The organism is Bartonella numerosa (assembly GCF_037070845.1).
Classification (GTDB): domain Bacteria; phylum Pseudomonadota; class Alphaproteobacteria; order Rhizobiales; family Rhizobiaceae; genus Bartonella.
This window is the reverse complement of the sequence record NZ_JAYMZI010000002.1, coordinates 114,606-132,072: the sequence shown is the minus strand read 5'-3', so window position 1 is coordinate 132,072 and position 17,467 is coordinate 114,606. Positions and strand designations below refer to the sequence as shown.

The window sequence follows — 17,467 nt, the reverse complement described above, 5'->3', positions numbered from 1 at the left end:
ATTCAACGTATCCTATCTTTATCACCACTCAAAGCGTGCGATATCCAAGAAGATTTATGCTCCTGCGGCAATACACTATTTTTTTGTAGTAAATTATAGGACAATTTATACCACTGGCTTTTTGGATAATTACGCCCCAAGATGGCCGCAGCGGTCTGAGCTTCCATAGTCAAACCAAGGGAGAGGTTAACCTCTGTCAAGCGGAAAAGTGCCTCTTCAATTTGATTTGTATCTGGATATTCTTCAACTACAGTACGAAATCTTCTGCTTGCAGCGAGGTACTGTCGGCCCTCTTCGTAGTAGCGGCCAATCTGCATCTCCTTAGCAGCGAGCTGTTCACGCCCAAAACGTATTCTTGCTCTGGCATCCTTAACATACTTAGAATTTGGATAACGCTCTATGAGAAGCTGCATAGCAGCAATAGCACGTTTGGTATCTCGTTGATCGCGCGTAACATCGGGGATCCGATGAAATGAAGAAAGACCGATTATATAATAAGCATAATCCGCATCGTTAGCTCCCGGATAAAGGGTAATATAACGTTGAGCCATACCAACTGCATCATCATACTTGGCAAGCCTATAATTTGTGAAAGCGCCCATCACTAAGGACTTACGACCCCACTCCGTGTAGGCGTACTGTTTTTCAATTGCGAGAAACTTTTTTGCTGCCTCATCAAACCGTTTACTGTTAAGATTAGCCATTGCTTGACTGTACAAAACATCTGGTGGATCGATTTTTAAAACGTACGCAGATGAAGGAAGGGTGTCCTTATTCTTAAGTAAACAACCCGCCAATAAGAAAGCCCCCCCCAAAAGAACCCCACTCAACACTTTACGTACAACACTAAATTTTTCATGCGCCACATTCTCAATATGTATGTGAGATTTTATCATAACCTTTTTCGGCCTCCAAAGAACATTATCTTGCAGCAAAAATCATTTGGTAAAAGAGTTTATACCACACCACTTCAAAACCCCCTAACTCATTTATAGAGTTAGATCAATCATCCTTCCTAAAAGCCAGATGAAGTTTGATTAAGCTTTTTCAAATTTTTCATCTTAGCTATAAGTGAATTTTTTCATAATACGATTCATCTTCCAACACAGCTTTAACCAGTTGTAAATTTATTTTATGTCCGCCACAACGAGAACGAAATAATCCAATGAAAGGCGCTCCAAGCAGAGCAGTATCACCAATTGAATCAAGCATTTTGTGGCGGACATATTCATTCTTCCAATAAAGACCATTCGGGTTCATAACTTTATCGTCAAGACCAATAACGATGGAATTATCCAAAGAGGTGCCTAATCCTTTTTCAGAAGCTTGTAATTGTTCTGCATCTTTAACGAAACCAAAAGTACGTGCACGTGATAACTCATCCCGAAATCCCCGTGAAGTAAGGTCGAAAATTAAACCTTGCTTACCTATAGCGGGAGAAGAAAAAGAAATCTCTACATCAAATCGACGACCATCAAACGGCAAAAATTCCGCGCTGCTCTTGTTCATTTCAACGCGCAAAGATTTTTTTATAACAAAATAGGAACGCAACGCGCCTTGCTGCACAAAGCCAACTTCCTCAAAACCTCTACAATATTGCCATGAAGAGCCATCCAAAATAGGAATCTCACTACCCGATACTTCAATGACGAGATTATCCAAGTCATAAGCGGAAACTGCAGCCATAAGGTGTTCGATTGTGTCGATTCTCGTATCCCCAAACCCGAGAGTTGTTGACAGTTTAACGGCCCCTACTTGTGATGCATGCGCTCGAAATACTCGCTCTTCCCCATCCATCCCACGACGTTTGAAAACAATACCACACCCAACATCTGCCGGGAGAATTTTTATCGTAGACGAACGCCCGCTATGGACACCATGCCCTCGAAACGTTACGGCTTTTTTGAGAGTTACCTGATATTTTTGCATCAATTTTAACAGCGCTAACCCGCCAATTTTTCACGACTTTTTTTGATATTAAAAATTCGTAAAAAACGACAACCCACAATAAACCCCCTTACTTTTTCATAAGCGGGTCTAAAAAATACTAGGGCACAATACAAAGCTTTTTACCACTATGGAAGAAGTAAAAAAATTTTTTCTTCTTCCTTTTTTCGATTAGTGGACTTGGCGGCGTAAGAACGCCGGTATTTCCAGTTGATCCTCTTCACTCATAGTACGCTGCTCCTGCAGTGCATGCGGATGCAATTCCCCAGAGCGACGTGGAACATAAACAGAAGAATCCTGAGAAAAAGCCTGAGAATTTTTACCGTAAGCATGAGCCTCTTTTTGCTGAGATCTCACAGCAGGCTCTAACCGAGCTTCTGGTTCAGCTTCTTCGCGAGATGTTATGCTCTGCTTTAAACGTTGCCAAAGATTGCGAGGACCATGCTCAGTAACAGATGATCTGTCATTTTGACTATTAGCAACAGGAGGAAAATCCTTCAACTCAGGCATACGCACTGGTACTGGACGAGGCTGAACTTGCCTTTCACTTTTCCTCACAGTGCCTCTCATCTCATCTAGAGCATGCGCCGTTGCTTCTACACTCACTGCTGCAGCCATCGGCTGATGAGAAGCACGATAAATTTGCGCACGCTGCGCATTCGATATTTTCCCTTGTACAACACCTGATCCATAAGGTGAAGCATTTACATTTCGTGCAGGGCCCGTATCCGCAGGCTGCGCAAAAATCTGACTTTTCGGCTGAAATTTTTCTTCTGTCGACCTGCCTGTCTCTGTTTCAAGCGTTTCCATAACCTCTTCCATCGACTCAGAACACGATTGAGGGGAAGCGTGAATATGAAGAGAAGCCTGTGCCATTCCAGGATCGCCTCTGCGAACTGGAGCTGCAGGTCTCTGCATTTTGGGATGGGGGGGTTGAACCACTTCGTTAGACTCACGGTCGATACCGGTCGCAACAACAGATACACGAATGACACCTTCCAGCGACTCATCATCAATAGCACCAAAAATAACATTCGCATCAGCATCGACCTCTTCGCGAATACGATTAGCAGCCTCATCTACTTCAAATAAAGTCATATCGCGACCGCCAGTGATAGAAATCAAAAGACCACGAGCACCACGCATAGAAGTATCATCTAAAAGCGGATTTGCGATAGCAGCCTCGGCAGCGGCTAAAGCACGCCCCTCACCAGATGCCTCACCAGTTCCCATCATTGCACGACCCATTTCGTGCATGACAGAGCGGACATCGGCAAAATCAAGGTTGATAAGCCCTTCTTTGATCATCAAATCTGTAATGGAAGCAACACCAGAGTAAAGCACCTGGTCGGCCATTGCAAAGGCATCAGAAAACGTCGTCTTCTCATCTGCAATACGAAAAAGATTCTGATTGGGAATTACAATCAATGTATCAACAGATTTTTGCAACTCCTCAATTCCAGCTTCTGCTGTTTTCATACGGCGAGCACCTTCAAACTGAAATGGTTTCGTCACAACACCAACGGTCAAAATTCCTTTCTCGCGCGCCGCAAGAGCCACAACAGGCGCCGCTCCCGTCCCGGTACCCCCTCCCATACCTGCGGTAATAAAAACCATATGAGAATCTGCAAGATGATCGATAATCTCATCAATACATTCTTCTGCAGCTGCTCGCCCAACTTCTGGTAAAGCACCAGCGCCTAAACCTTCTGTCACTGCTGCGCCAAGCTGGATCACACGCTCGGCTTTTGACATCGCTAAAGCCTGTGCATCCGTATTAGCAACAACAAAATCAACTCCTTGAAGACCAGCATTAATCATATTGTTCACGGCATTCCCGCCACCACCGCCAACACCGAAAACAGTGATACGTGGCTTCAATTCCGCGATATCTGGCCGATGCAGATTAATCGTCATTTCCTTTTCCTTTTCATAAGACATCGCAAGCCAAAGCGATGAACATTAACTTACCTGAATAAACTTACTCAAAAACTCTCACGCAACCACTGACCGACACGCCGAAAATACCCACGCGTGCCCACCGATAGACGATTTACCGTAGCCTGTACCGTTTTTTCCTCAAAACCCACTAACTGCGGATAAATCAACAGCCCGACAGCAGACGAGAACGCCGCCCCTTTTGCAAAAGAAGGAAGCCTCGAAACACCTAAAGGCCGCCCTATACGAACATTTCTTCCCAATATAGTACGCGCCATCTCTGGCAACCCTATTAACTGGCTTGCCCCCCCAGTCAAAATAACACGTTTCCCAACTATGTGACCGAAACCAGACCGATTAAGACAATCACGCACCATTTCCAATATTTCTTCGACACGCACACGAATAATACGGCAAAGAACAGCGCGCGGATACTGAGTCTCACGATATTCGCTCCCAAGCTCCGCTACATCAATCATATGCCGATCATCAGCACTCGCCAAAAGCGCAGAGCCATACACAACCTTCAAACGCTCTGCCTCCTCAATAGACGTAGAGAAGCCACGCGCTACGTCAAGAGTCACATGACGCCCACCAACTGCCAGCGCATCCGCATGAACAAATTTTCCTTCAGAAAACACTGAAAATGTTGTCGTTCCACCACCAAAATCAATGCAAGCTGCCCCTAAACGTGCCTCATCATTGATTAAAACAGAAAGACCGCTCGCTAAAGGAGTTGCAACCATCGCCTCAACACTCAAATGCGCGCGATTAATACAGGCCTCCAAATTACGCAAAGACGCTGTCTCAGCTGTCACGACATGCACATCAACGCCAAACAATTCCCCAACCATCCCAATAGGACTAGAGATTCCTTTATCACCATCCAGCACATAGGACATTGGAACCGAATGCACAACATGGCGCTCAGCATCAAAAACTTTGCGCGAAACATCTGCCAATGCCATACGTACATCACGTGTCGTCACCTCACGGCCATTTAAACTGATCATTCCATTAACCAGAGCACTTTTCAGCCGACTGGAAGAAAAACTTACAATCACTGAATCCACGACTAAGCCAGCCATTTTTTCGGCTGCATCAACAGCCAACCGTATTGACTGCTCCGCTGCAGACATATCCATCACGATGCCAGATTTAATACCACGCGAACGCTGCACTCCAAAACCGAGGACTTCCATGGAGTGCGTACGACCGTGTAAATGCTGCGCATGCTTTAAAGGACGCAAACAAGCAATAAGACAAACGACCTTACTTGATCCTACATCGAGAACCGTCAAGAAACGCGCTTTACGCCCCCTTACATGATGTGATCCTAGAAACATTACAGATCCCCTGCTTTATAAGCCTTTAAAACGCGCTCTTCTTCTGCCACAGCAGCATCACGGCGCGCCAACGCATCATCTGACAAGGAAACTGTAATCCTATCAAGAAGGCGCAAATCAACACTCAAAACATCACGTGAAAAAAGGTACTGCGCCCGCCCCGTCTTAATGAGAGATGTAAGCCCTCCAAGTACATCATCTTCGGGCAACATAACCCGTACTCCATTATTCAAAATGAGATCCCAACGCCGATCACCTATACGCACATAAGCGCGAACACGATCATATACCTCTGGATACACCGAAAGCGCCTGAATAAACGCCTTGGCAGAGATTTGCGCACCCTGACCAACCACAAGAGGCAAATCTCGAATCCGCCCCCCCTGAAAAGGAACAATCACGCGTCCCGTACTATCAATGACATCCAGCACACCATCATGCTGCCAAATTGCGTACGGTTTACGTTCCACAATCGTAACGCATAGGCGATTAGGATAAACCTTCTGAACATTAGCAGATTCAACCCAAACGTGCTGCTCCAAAGCAGAACGCGCTTTACCAACATCAAAGGTAAACATTGACTGAGAAACATCGAGTTCCAAAAGTTCCAAAATTTCCTGCCTTGCGACACGCTTATTGCCACGTACATCAACACTGGTAACTGCAAAACCGACGTTCGATATTGCGGCCGCCACAATTGTTTCCGCACGACCACTCGATAAAACTCCATAAAGTGCAGTTATAAAGAAAAAAAACACAACAGCAAAAGAGCCAAGATGGCGAGGCACATGAACGTTAAAAAATACAAATGCAAACAACCGAAAAAAACGACGATAGAGACGCGGGAAGGCGAATACAGACGACTCCACCCGAGCATTCGTTTGATCAACACTCAGCGCACACATGACGCGTCCCCCACCATCCATTGAACGACGTCACTGTAAGTACGATCACTTGCCTTCGCAATATCAGGTAAAAGAGACGTCGACGTCATACCGGGCTGCGTATTAATCTCAAGCCAAACCAACTCTTCTGCTTCCTCATTAAAACGAAAATCAGAACGACTAACACCCCGACAACCTATTGCCTGGTGTGCCGCCAAGGATATTTGTTGCACCTTTTGGTAAATATTTGGTGAAAGTTGTGCAGGACAAATATGAAGGGAACCACCAAGCTCGTATTTTGATTCGTAATCATAAAATTTAGAACACTGATCGAGCAAAATCTCACAAACATCTAAAACTTCATTTCCCAAAACAGCACAGGTAAGTTCACGCCCGGGAATATATTTTTCAACCATTACTTCGTCCGAGTAATCCCACTCAGCTCCCACAATGTTGTGCGGAGGTGAAATTTCATGTTCCCCAACAATTACAACACCGACACTAGACCCTTCACGCACAGGCTTAATTACGTAAGGAGGCTCCATAGGATGCGACTGTCCAATAGCAAAGCGACTCATTACATGAGAAGGAGCGACAGGGACACCAACGCTGGAAGCAATAATTTTTGCGCGCGCCTTGTCCATCGCTAATGCAGATGCCATCACTCCAGAATGTGTATAAGGGATTTTCAAGTACTCAAGAACACCTTGGATACGACCATCCTCACCAAATGATCCATGCAATGCATTAAAAGCGACATCGGGTTGTAACCGCTCAAGAACGGATGCAACACGACCATCAACATCCACGCGACTCACACGATATCCCTGTGCTTCAAGGACATCGGCACAAGCAGCACCTGAAGACAAACTTACAGACCGTTCAGAGGAAAGCCCCCCCATCAATACAGCTATATGCCTACCTTTCATGACCACTTCCCCCTCCTCGCACACTACATATAGACCACATAGAAATCACCAACACCATATACAGGAAAGACTAAGATTTATCTTTGCGAATCAACAATCTAGCATTTCCTCTAATGAATCAGACTCAAGCAGATGACGCAAGAGTTTCTCTGTTAATTTATTGATTCTTAATGGATTTTTTTATTATCTCTTTGAAATGACTCAGTTTTTTTTCGCTATTTTTTTAATCAACAAATTTTAATCAACAAAGTCGTTCAAAAGAAAGAACTGTACGACCCTGTTCGAATTGACCAATGCGCTGTATTTCCCACTCTAATAAGTGAGATGAATGAGCGAATACGCGAGCGCGCACTACTTCGCCCAATGCTTCTAAATCATAGCCCGTAGCATGCCCTATATTAATCATAAAATTACAGTGCATTTCACTCATTTGAGCGCCACCAATCTGCAAGCCACGACACCCCGCCTCATCAATAACGCGCCACGCAGATGCACCTTCAGGATTGCGGAAAGTTGAACCACCTGTTTTTTCACGAATAGGCTGCACTGTTTCTCGGTGAAGAGAAACTGCGTTCATGGCAGAACGAATACTATCTCTACTCCCCCGCTGCCCTTCTAATAAAGCAGCAATAAAAATAATACCTTCAGGGATACTACAATGGCGATAAGAATAATGCATGTCTGCCAAACTCAAGACGTGGCGCCGCCCTTCACGATCAAGCGCATAAACCTCAACGACGCGCTCAGCTGTTTCAATACCATTAGCCCCTGCATTCATTTTTAATGCTCCACCGAGACTACCAGGGATACCGTGAAAAAAGTGAAAGCCTGCAATTTCAGCCTCCAGGGCAGCAGAAGCTAAATGCTTATCTGCCGCCGCAGCGCCAACGAGGAGACGTGTCAGAGAAACTTTCTGCACTTGTCCGAAACCCTTTGCTGAAAGACGAATAACAACTCCGGGAATACCTCCGTCACGAATCAAAAGATTAGAACCAATTCCAACAATTTTCACAGGAATGCACTTAGGTAAGACTTTGAGAAAAAGAGCTAAATCTGCTTCATCAACAGGCTGATAAAAAAGCTCAGCCACTCCACCAGTGCGAAACCACGTAACCTTCCGCATATCAGCGTTGGGCACGAGCTTCCCTCTTATGCCGCTCAACGCAGGCCCTAACCGTGCCAACAGCGCCTCACCATTAATGATTTGAAAACTCATCGCCATCATCAAGTGCTGCCAACAATTGAGGCAACGCACAAGCCCATTGTGTGATATTGCCAGCACCGAGAAAAATAACATAATCACCGGACTTAGCACACGTATATACAATCGAAACAACGTCTTCCAGAGTTTTAATTAGACGTACATCGCGATGGCCGGCCGTTTTAACATGCTCTGCCAATTCTTCAACACCAAAACCAGCGATCGGTTCTTCACCAGCAGCGTAAACTGGTGCAATTACCACTGTATCTGCATCATTAAAACAAGTGGAAAAATCGTCAAATAGATTATGCAAGCGTGAATAACGATGCGGCTGTACAACCGCTATAACCCGCCCTTTTGCACTCTCACGAGCTGCACGTAAAACAGCTTTTATTTCGACGGGATGATGCCCATAATCATCAAATATTTCAACACTACGCCAACTCCCTGTTTGCGTAAAACGCCGTCTTACCCCACCAAATTCCGCTAACCCCCTTTTTATAGTTTCACTCGAAACGCCAAGTTCATGAGCAATAGCAATCGCGGCAGTCGCGTTGGCAACATTGTGTTGCCCAGACATCGGTAGAACGATGTCTTTCAATTCAGTCTCTTTCCCCGTCTTTTTCGAGCGGATAAAAACATCAAAGTGTGTCTTTTTACCATCTACGGTAAGATTAAGAAAACGAACATCTGCTTGTGGATTCGCACCATAAGTGATTATCCAACGATCATCAATGCGGCTAGCCAATGTTTGAACTTCTGGATGATCAAGGCATAAAACGGCGAAACCGTAAAAAGGAACGTTCTGTACAAATTGACGAAAAGCATCACGAACAGCATTGAAGCTACCGTAATGATCTAAATGTTCAGAATCAATATTTGTAACAACAACGATATCAGCGGGAAGTTTTAAAAATGTGCCATCACTTTCGTCAGCTTCAACCACCATCCAATCACCCTCCCCCATACGGGCATTGGTACCATAAGCATTGATAATACCACCATTAATCACCATGGGGTCAAAATGTCCAGCATCAAGAAGCGCAGCAACCATTGATGTAGTCGTTGTCTTACCATGCGTACCACCAACAGCAATTGCCCGACGAAACCGCATCAGCTCAGCAAGCATTTCAGCACGCCTCACAATTGGCAAATGCCTTTCTTTCGCAGCGATGTATTCAGGATTTGTTTTCTTTACAGCAGTAGAAATAACAACAACCTCCGCATCCTTCAAGTTTTTGGCATCATGACCTATGTGAACGCCGATCCCCTTCTCCCGCAGGCGTTTGACATTTGCATTATCAGCTTGGTCGGATCCTTGAACTTTATAGCCAAGACCATGTAAGACCTCAGCAATTCCACTCATGCCAATCCCACCAATTCCAATAAAATAGATAAGTCCGACATTAAGCGGCATTTTCATCAAAAAACTCCTCTCTAATATCTGAAAGCGGCCGCTTTGCAATCAATGCTTCCGCCATATCCGCGAGACGACCAGTTGCATAGGGCTTCCCAGCCTTTTTTGCGGCTAATGCTCGTTTTTCTAACAAATGTGGTTCACGACAAGCCTGCGTTAAAAAAGAAGCAAGCTTTTTTGCACTTAGATCATTTTCCGATACAATATGGGCTCCCCCGGATGCAGCGAGTAATGCCGCATTTGCAGCCTGATCATGATCTAAAGCATGAGGATATGGAACAAGTAAAGCAGGTCTACCAATTACGGCTATTTCACAAACGGACGATGCGCCAGCACGTGATAGAATGAAATGAGATCGCGCCATCCGCTCAGCTATATCATCAAAAAACAAGGCAATTTCTGCCGGTACGCCCATATCGTTGTAAACCTTTTCTAACTCTGCAACCTCACCCCGAACCTGCTGAGTAATCCGTAAACGCTTACGTATCTCATCGTCAAGCAAGACGATTGCACCTGGCACAACTCGTGAAAAAAAAGAAGCTCCCTGACTCCCACCAAAAATTAAAAACGAAAATGGCTCTTTATCGGCAGAGCGACAATAAGGAACCTCTGCCGCCCGAAGAACGGTCTCACGCACGGGATTACCAGTCAAGAAAATTTTGTGAGCATAGACACTTTTTAGAGACAACAAACCACCCGCTATCGCCTGAACCATGGTTGCTAATACCCGATTGGCACGTCCCATAACAGCATTTTGTTCGTGAATAAACGTCAAGCGCCTCGTTAAAAAGGCGGCAAAAAGAGGAGGAACGGTGGGATAACCACCAAACCCACCTACGAGAACAGGACGCAATTTATAAAAAAGGGCTAATGACTGCCCCACACCCTTCAACAAATACCAAAATGTTTTTATAAATGTAAGAGGATGACGTCGTGCAAATGTCGCCGATGAAATTATGTGAACATGATCTTCCTCAAAGCAGCGCACGAAGCCCTTTGCTCTTTCATCCGTTGCCAAATGAACATCATATCCACGCTGCTTCAATTCAACCGCAAGCGCTTCCGCGGGAAAAAGATGTCCACCGGTACCACCAGCAACCAAAACGATGACTTTTTTATTTGTCATAAGCAAAATCCGAAACAACAGGTGAAGAAAAAGCTGAAAGACGTGCTTCTGGCCAGCGGCGCGTCAAACTAAGCAAAATTCCCATTGAAATAGCGATCGCTATCATAGACGAGCCACCATAAGAAATAAACGGCAGCGTCATGCCTTTTGGAGGCATCAAATGCAAATTGACAGCCATGTTAATACTTGATTGAAAACCAATCATCATTGCTATGCCGGTAATACCAAAGCGTGTAAACATGTCACGCGTGTTCATCGCTATATAAAGCGAGCGCATAACGATAAAGCCAAAAAGCATCAGAATTAACAAGCAGAGGATAATACCGTATTCTTCGGCAGCAACAGAAAATACAAAATCCGTATGGCTATCGGGAATGATGCGTTTAACCACTCCCTCACCCGGCCCCTGCCCAAACCAACCACCATTCAAAATAGCTTCACGCCCTACATCCACTTGGAAGGTGTCACCTTTACCTGTGAAAAAACCGTCGATACGTTCGCGGACATGGTAAAGAGAGATATACGCAGAAATTCCTCCTACGAGACCAAGAATGAGAAATAACAAAATAACAATCAAGGGCACGCCCGTAACAAAAAACAGGCCACCCCACGCTGCGCTCACTAAGAGCGTTTGACCGATGTCCGGCTGTAACACGAGAAGTACACAAAAAATGGCGTAAAGTGCGATAGCAAGGACGTAATTGAACATTCCTTTCTTCCGCACCTGTTCCGAAAAAATCCAAGCTGATGTAATGACAAAAGCTGGCTTCATAAACTCAGAGGCTTGCACAGAAACACCAAATACGGGAATCCATCGCCTCGCTCCTTTTAATTCTGGACCCCAAAATAAAGTCGCAACCATAAGAACGAGTGCTACAACCAACAACAAGACGCATAAACGGCGAATATTGCGAGGTGAAAAAAAAGAAATAGTGGTCAGAACAAAGAATGCCAAAACGCTGAAAGTAATATGCCAACGTACAAAGTAAAAACCATCGTCAATCCCAATTTTTTTTGCAACGGTAGGGCTAGCTGCAAAGGACAACATAATCCCAATCCCTATTAACATCAAACAAGCAGCAAAAATAGAACGGTCAATTGTCCACCACCAATTGGCAACCGGATCTCGGTCTGCACGAGTAACCATCATATTTATTCTACCCTTTTCACACTTTTGCCAAAAATTACTAAAAGTAGTGTGGCTCACTTGATTTTAGCAAACATCTCAAAAATTGAGTTATATGAAAAAAGATTCTGGAATGTTAACATAAAATCATTTTTTTATAATTTTACGATCTGGGCTTCTTTTAACTGCATGACAAAAGAAATGAATGCATCTCCGCGCATTTCATAATTTTTGAACTGATCATAACTCGCGCAAGCTGGTGAAAGAAGGACGACTGCCTCTTTTGCACCGCAGCGAGCTGCATCAATGGCTGCTTCGTGCACCGCATTCTCTAAAGTTAAACTCATGGAAAAAGGACAAGCGGACCCAATGACGTCAGAAAATCCTTTCGCCGAACTTCCAATTAAATAAACCTTGCGAATTTTGTGAAAAAATCTCCTAAGAGCCTCAATTCCACCTCTCTTTTCTTGTCCCCCAACAATCCAAAAAATGTCATCGAACGCAGAAAGCGCAGAAGCTGACGCATCTGCATTCGTGGCTTTGCTGTCGTTAACAAACAAAACTGACCCAATTTTACGCACCTGCTGCATGCGATGCGCCAACCCTTTATAACTCGCTAAATGCTCTTCTACGCGCAAATCAGTAATTTCTAAAGCCCGCAACGCTGCCAGTACCATGAGAGTATTTTGTACGTTATGATCGCCTCGCAACGCATTCATATAAGCAATATCTGCAAGCATGTGTCGCTGTCCATGGCGAACAGAAAAAAGCTTTGTTCCTTCTGCGTAAAAACCGTTTTCAACAAAATTTTCCTTAGAAATTGCCTCAACTTGACAACCGTCTTGGACCAACTGTTGGTACAAATCCCGACAAACTGCATCATCAATTGAAATAAAGGCGCGAGCTGCTCTAGAAACCAGACTCTTCTTCGCTTGGACATAACGGGAAAAGCTGCCATGACGATCGATGTGATCGAAAGTCAAATTCAGTAAGAGACCAATAGTTGGACGAAGAGATGGTGTAAGATCAATCTGAAACGATGAACATTCTACCACATAAATACACTTCTTAGTAAACGGCTTTAGAGTCAATATCGGGACTCCAATATTGCCCCCCATTTGTACATCGTAGCCCATTTTTTCCAGTAGGTGGGTGAGCAAAGCTGTCGTCGTTGACTTCCCATTTGTGCCTGTGATAGCAACGAACGGGACGTCCTTTTCGTGGAACCCGTGGTGCTGCAGAAAGTGATTGCGCGCGCGGATAAATAATTCGATGTCGCCGATAATTTCTATATTTGCTTGACGTGCTTTATCGACAACCCAATGAGGCTTAGGATAAATCAAAGGAACCCCGGGTGCTAAAACTAGCGCAGAAAACTCCGACCAATCCTCGGACCGGAGATCTCTTGTTGGAATATTTTCCTCACGGGCCATCTCGACGCGCGAAGAATCGTCATCCCACGCAAAAACATCCGCGTGACCACTCATCAACGCCTGAGCCGCCGCCAACCCCGACTGCCCCAACCCAAATAGAGCAACCTTTTTGTTTTCATAACAAGGAACAGAAATCAAATCTCACCGTAACTTAAGTGTCGAAAGACCAATCAAAGCCAAAACGATCGAAATGATCCAGAAACGTACCACAATTTGGCTTTCAGTCCAACCTTTTTTCTCAAAGTGATGATGAATTGGCGCCATAAGAAATACACGTTTTTTTGTTAGTTTGAAGTAACCAACCTGAATAACAACCGAAAACGCCTCTAAAACAAAGATCCCACAGATAAAAACCGAAACAATTTCGTGCTTAGTGGCAACGGCAACAACACCCAAAAGCCCTCCAAGTGCTAGTGAACCAGTATCCCCCATAAAAATAGCCGCTGGGGGCGCATTAAACCACAAAAAACCAAGACCAGCACCGACGACAGCTCCCAGCAAAACGGTCAATTCGCCCGTTCCTGGCACATAGCGGATCTGTAAATAATCAGAAAAATTTATATTGCCAGAAAGATAAGCAATTAAAGCAAAAGAAAAAGCAGCAACCATTACAGGAACGATAGCAAGCCCATCAAGACCATCGGTTACATTGACAGCATTTCCTGTAGCCACAACGACAACAGCAGAAAAAGGAAGGAAAAACCAACCCAAATTTATGAAATAATCTTTCACAAAAGGCAATGCTAACCCAGGTGGTTGAATTTGTGAAATAAAAAAAGCAGCGACAGCTGCAATTACAAACTCCAAACTTAATCGCGCTTTACCGGAAAATCCTTTTTCCGTTTGCTTCGTTACCTTAAGATAGTCATCATAAAAACCAATTGCTCCAAAAAGAAGCATAACAGACAACGATATCCAAAAGTAGATATTGGACAAATTACACCACAAAAGCGCCGATACCACAACGCCAATTAAAATCATGAATCCACCCATAGTAGGTGTTCCAGCCTTTTTAAAATGCGTCTGAGGACCATCAGCTCTGATTGGCTGTCCTTTTCCCTGCCGAAGCTTAAGAGCAGCAATAATGCTGGGACCAAATAAAAACACAATGAGACCTGATGTAAGTGTAGCTGCCACGGTACGAAAAGTGATATAATGGAAAACATTAACACCCGGGAGCCAATCATTAAGTGAATAAAGAAACAGCATCATAGTGTAAAAACCTAAACAAAATTATTGGGATGCCACTTTATAACGGTCCAAAAGCGCAACTACAATATTTGACGAATAAATACTACGGGATGATTTGACCATTATCAGATCTCCATCTGAAATTTCTGAAAAAATAAGTGACAAAATTTCCTTAATATTTTCAGCATAACGGGTCCTAACATGCGCGGACAAGTCAGCCGCTAAAAACCCCATTTCCTTACCAAACAAAAAAACCGGATCGGCACCGGAGGCACATACCGGCTCTACTAAATCACGATGAAGTCTTTCACTGTAAGCTCCCAATTCAAGCATATCACCCAAAACGGCAATCCGTCGCCCTTTTTCTCCCACTGGTCCCGCGGCCAAAAGATCGAGGGCAGCCCGCATAGAAGCAGGATTGGCGTTATAACTTTCGTCGATCAAATGAAATACACCGCCACTTGGTAAAGACAGTCGATAGCAAATACCGCGACCTTCTTGCAAAGAAAATTGGCTTAAAGCAGGTATAATGCGCGTTAAATCAGCATTAATTGCCCCACAAACAGCAAAAACTCCCAAACTATTTTGTGCTATATGTTTTCCTGGCGCACAAATTTTAATCGTTACGTCGCGGTCAGAAACACATGCAACAAAATGAGAAGAATCTTTTGAAAGGAAAAGTTCTTTAGCTCTATAATCGGCATGTTGTTTTTTACCAAAGCTTAAAATTTTCTTCACACCGCATCGTTTTGCTTTGTGAACCAAATGAGAGAAAAAGTCATCATCTGCGTTTAAAATAGCAGTACCATCCTCATCCAGTCCCTCAAAAATTTCGGCCTTTGCATCTGAAATTTCCTCAAGATTTTTAAAAAAACCCATATGCACAGCAGCAATGCAAGTAATCAAAGCGACATGTGGACGAACTAATTTAACTAAAGGACGTATCTCGTCTTTGTGATTCATGCCGATTTCAAAGATACCATAATCACTATCTGCGGACATCCGCGCCAAAGTCAGAGGCACCCCCCAACAATTATTTAAAGAAGCGAGATTAGCATGGACCTTTCCAACAGTCTCAAGAGCCTGTTTCAAAATTTCTTTTGTCGTCGTTTTCCCGACAGAACCCGTTATAGCTATAATTTTAGCCTTTGAGCGCTTACGTGCCGCTTGCGCAAGATTTTCTAATGCCTGTAAAACGTCAGGAACAACAACTAACGGAAGAGCCAATTTTTTCATTTCAGGCAGGTGCTCTCGTGCAATTACAATAGCTCCAGCGCCTTGCGTATGAGCTTTCGTAGCAAAATCATGGCCATCAAAACGATTGCCTTTTATACAAAAAAAGATATCGCCTTTTGCGAGTGTTCGGCTGTCGATAGACACCCCCGAAAATGCCTCCGGCAAAGGTCCAATCGCAAAACCATTCACTGCAGCAAGAAGCTCCCGTTTATCCCACAAAACAGTCATGAATGTCTTTCCTCTAAAGCGGAAAGTGCATGCAAGCGATCTGAAAATGGGTAATTCTTTTCCCCTATAATCTGACCATCTTCATGCCCTTTTCCAGCTATAATCAATGTATCTCCAGCTTCAAGAAGCCCCACCGCATAAGAAATTGCCTCCCCCCGGTCTGCTATCTCTATTGCACCTTCAGCTGCCTGCAAAATATCTTTTCGAATTTTTTCCGGCATCTCGGTCCGAGGATTATCATCAGTTACAATAACAACATCAGCCTTATCGACAGCAATTTTTCCCATTAAAGGCCTTTTCCCTTTGTCACGATCGCCGCCGCAGCCAAAAACAAGAATCAAACGCCCTTGAGTAAAAGGGCGAACAGAAAGTAGAACCTGCTCTAAGGCTTCGGGTTTATGCGCGTAATCTACATAAACAGGGGCATTATTTTCTGTTTTTCCAACTAATTCTAATCGCCCAGGAGCTCCTTTCAATTTTTCAAGGAAGAGAAAAACTTTATCAGGAGACGCACCCGTCACAATCGCCAATCCCGCAGCCATGAGCGCATTACTAACCTGAAAATCTCCAGCTAAAGGCAAATTAAAGGCGTAAATACTGCCTCCCATACGACATTCAACACATTGCTTAGTACGCTGGTGCTCCACACGATTTACCGTGATAAATCGCCCTTTACGTCCAACTGTTAATGCACGACGGCCCACCTGCCTGACGTGGTCAATAACTTTTTGCGAATAAAGGTCATCTGCAAAAATCAAAGCGGGAAAATCTTTCGGTAAAAGTGTATCAAATAATCTCATTTTAGCACGCAAATAATCTTCCATACAGCCGTGATAATCCATGTGATCGTGCCCCAAATTTGTGAAGGCTGCCGCTGACAAATGGATCCCATCAAGTCGACTCTGATCGATCCCGTGCGAAGAGGCCTCAAGAGCTGCGTGCGTAACACCCTCTTTGGTAATTTCACATAATAAACGTCGCAAAACTACCGGATCTGGTGTTGTAAGGGAGCCGTAATCATTCCGTTTAGGAGAAACAACACCTACTGTTCCTATGCTAGCTGCACAAAACCTGGCGTACTCCCAAATTTGCCGGACAAAAGATACAACAGATGTTTTTCCACTTGTTCCCGTTACGGCCACCACAATTTCAGGTTGAAGACTATAAAAACGTGCAGCAGCTATTGCTAAAGTATGGCGAACATCTGAAACACGTAGGACTGGAACAGATAAATTGTCAGAAGCAAAATTATGATCTGTTACAATTGCCCGCGCGCCACGCATTACCGCATCATTAATGTATTGCCTACCATCACCTTTATTTCCTTGAATAGCTACAAAAACATAACCAGGAAATATTTCCCGAGAATCTGCGCTTATCCCCGTAATCTCTATACGTCCAAGATCATCATCTCTAACATATTCTGGAAACAATGCCCTAAGTAACATGCTCACACCTATCTTTA

General features: G+C 44.2%; 14 protein-coding genes. All 14 read right to left on the bottom strand.

The features are described 5' to 3' along the window. Window positions 1-2: 2 nt before the first annotated feature. Complete coding sequence (locus tag WCP75_RS01765) at window positions 3-896, bottom strand: outer membrane protein assembly factor BamD (protein ID WP_336276537.1); 894 nt, start codon at window positions 894-896, stop codon at window positions 3-5. A 169-nt stretch (window positions 897-1,065) separates the two neighbouring features. Then, on the bottom strand, window positions 1,066-1,941 hold the full coding sequence (gene lpxC, locus WCP75_RS01760; RefSeq protein ID WP_336276591.1) for a UDP-3-O-acyl-N-acetylglucosamine deacetylase: 876 nt from the start codon (window positions 1,939-1,941) through the stop codon (window positions 1,066-1,068). A 177-nt stretch (window positions 1,942-2,118) separates the two neighbouring features. Further along, entirely contained in the window at window positions 2,119-3,864 is a 1,746-nt protein-coding gene (ftsZ, locus tag WCP75_RS01755) for a cell division protein FtsZ (RefSeq protein WP_336276536.1), read from the bottom strand. A 68-nt stretch (window positions 3,865-3,932) separates the two neighbouring features. Further along, window positions 3,933-5,231: a cell division protein FtsA gene (gene ftsA, locus WCP75_RS01750; RefSeq protein ID WP_336276535.1), complete on the bottom strand. Its 1,299-nt coding sequence runs from the start codon at window positions 5,229-5,231 to the stop codon at window positions 3,933-3,935. After that, window positions 5,231-6,136, bottom strand: a complete 906-nt coding sequence (locus WCP75_RS01745; RefSeq protein ID WP_336276534.1) for a cell division protein FtsQ/DivIB — start codon at window positions 6,134-6,136, stop codon at window positions 5,231-5,233. Before WCP75_RS01745 ends, ftsA begins: the two co-directional genes overlap by 1 nt. Next, window positions 6,124-7,044 carry a D-alanine--D-alanine ligase gene (locus WCP75_RS01740; protein ID WP_336276533.1) on the bottom strand — a complete coding sequence of 307 codons (921 nt, stop codon included), beginning with the start codon at window positions 7,042-7,044 and terminating at the stop codon, window positions 6,124-6,126. Before WCP75_RS01740 ends, WCP75_RS01745 begins: the two co-directional genes overlap by 13 nt. A gap of 241 nt (window positions 7,045-7,285) precedes the next feature. Further along, entirely contained in the window at window positions 7,286-8,260 is a 975-nt protein-coding gene (gene murB, locus WCP75_RS01735) for a UDP-N-acetylmuramate dehydrogenase (RefSeq protein ID WP_336276590.1), read from the bottom strand. Then, window positions 8,241-9,668 (bottom strand): UDP-N-acetylmuramate--L-alanine ligase, encoded by a 1,428-nt coding sequence (gene murC / locus WCP75_RS01730; protein ID WP_336276532.1) that lies wholly within the window; start codon window positions 9,666-9,668, stop codon window positions 8,241-8,243. The genes murB and murC overlap by 20 nt, the downstream gene beginning before the upstream one ends. Continuing rightward, complete coding sequence (gene murG, locus WCP75_RS01725; RefSeq protein ID WP_336276531.1) at window positions 9,652-10,788, bottom strand: undecaprenyldiphospho-muramoylpentapeptide beta-N-acetylglucosaminyltransferase; 1,137 nt, start codon at window positions 10,786-10,788, stop codon at window positions 9,652-9,654. The genes murC and murG overlap by 17 nt, the downstream gene beginning before the upstream one ends. Beyond that, window positions 10,778-11,935: an FtsW/RodA/SpoVE family cell cycle protein gene (locus WCP75_RS01720; protein ID WP_336276589.1), complete on the bottom strand. Its 1,158-nt coding sequence runs from the start codon at window positions 11,933-11,935 to the stop codon at window positions 10,778-10,780. The genes murG and WCP75_RS01720 overlap by 11 nt, the downstream gene beginning before the upstream one ends. 134 nt (window positions 11,936-12,069) lie before the next feature. After that, entirely contained in the window at window positions 12,070-13,485 is a 1,416-nt protein-coding gene (gene murD, locus WCP75_RS01715; protein WP_336276530.1) for a UDP-N-acetylmuramoyl-L-alanine--D-glutamate ligase, read from the bottom strand. A 3-nt stretch (window positions 13,486-13,488) separates the two neighbouring features. Further along, window positions 13,489-14,559 carry a phospho-N-acetylmuramoyl-pentapeptide-transferase gene (mraY, locus tag WCP75_RS01710; protein WP_336276529.1) on the bottom strand — a complete coding sequence of 357 codons (1,071 nt, stop codon included), beginning with the start codon at window positions 14,557-14,559 and terminating at the stop codon, window positions 13,489-13,491. A gap of 21 nt (window positions 14,560-14,580) precedes the next feature. After that, window positions 14,581-16,002 (bottom strand): UDP-N-acetylmuramoyl-tripeptide--D-alanyl-D-alanine ligase, encoded by a 1,422-nt coding sequence (locus WCP75_RS01705; RefSeq protein WP_336276528.1) that lies wholly within the window; start codon window positions 16,000-16,002, stop codon window positions 14,581-14,583. Further along, complete coding sequence (locus WCP75_RS01700; RefSeq protein WP_336276527.1) at window positions 15,999-17,450, bottom strand: UDP-N-acetylmuramoyl-L-alanyl-D-glutamate--2,6-diaminopimelate ligase; 1,452 nt, start codon at window positions 17,448-17,450, stop codon at window positions 15,999-16,001. Before WCP75_RS01700 ends, WCP75_RS01705 begins: the two co-directional genes overlap by 4 nt. Window positions 17,451-17,467 lie beyond the last annotated feature (17 nt).

Coding starts and splice junctions, on each gene's coding strand:
- WCP75_RS01705 (WP_336276528.1), bottom strand. CDS start 16,002: ATGACTGTTTTGTGGGATAAACGGGAGCTTCTTGCTGCAGTGAATGGT.
- ftsA (WP_336276535.1), bottom strand. CDS start 5,231: ATGTTTCTAGGATCACATCATGTAAGGGGGCGTAAAGCGCGTTTCTTG.
- WCP75_RS01700 (WP_336276527.1), bottom strand. CDS start 17,450: ATGTTACTTAGGGCATTGTTTCCAGAATATGTTAGAGATGATGATCTT.
- WCP75_RS01765 (WP_336276537.1), bottom strand. CDS start 896: ATGATAAAATCTCACATACATATTGAGAATGTGGCGCATGAAAAATTT.
- WCP75_RS01720 (WP_336276589.1), bottom strand. CDS start 11,935: ATGGTTACTCGTGCAGACCGAGATCCGGTTGCCAATTGGTGGTGGACA.
- ftsZ (WP_336276536.1), bottom strand. CDS start 3,864: ATGACGATTAATCTGCATCGGCCAGATATCGCGGAATTGAAGCCACGT.
- WCP75_RS01740 (WP_336276533.1), bottom strand. CDS start 7,044: ATGAAAGGTAGGCATATAGCTGTATTGATGGGGGGGCTTTCCTCTGAA.
- murB (WP_336276590.1), bottom strand. CDS start 8,260: ATGAGTTTTCAAATCATTAATGGTGAGGCGCTGTTGGCACGGTTAGGG.
- murG (WP_336276531.1), bottom strand. CDS start 10,788: ATGACAAATAAAAAAGTCATCGTTTTGGTTGCTGGTGGTACCGGTGGA.
- WCP75_RS01745 (WP_336276534.1), bottom strand. CDS start 6,136: ATGTGTGCGCTGAGTGTTGATCAAACGAATGCTCGGGTGGAGTCGTCT.
- murC (WP_336276532.1), bottom strand. CDS start 9,668: ATGAAAATGCCGCTTAATGTCGGACTTATCTATTTTATTGGAATTGGT.
- mraY (WP_336276529.1), bottom strand. CDS start 14,559: ATGATGCTGTTTCTTTATTCACTTAATGATTGGCTCCCGGGTGTTAAT.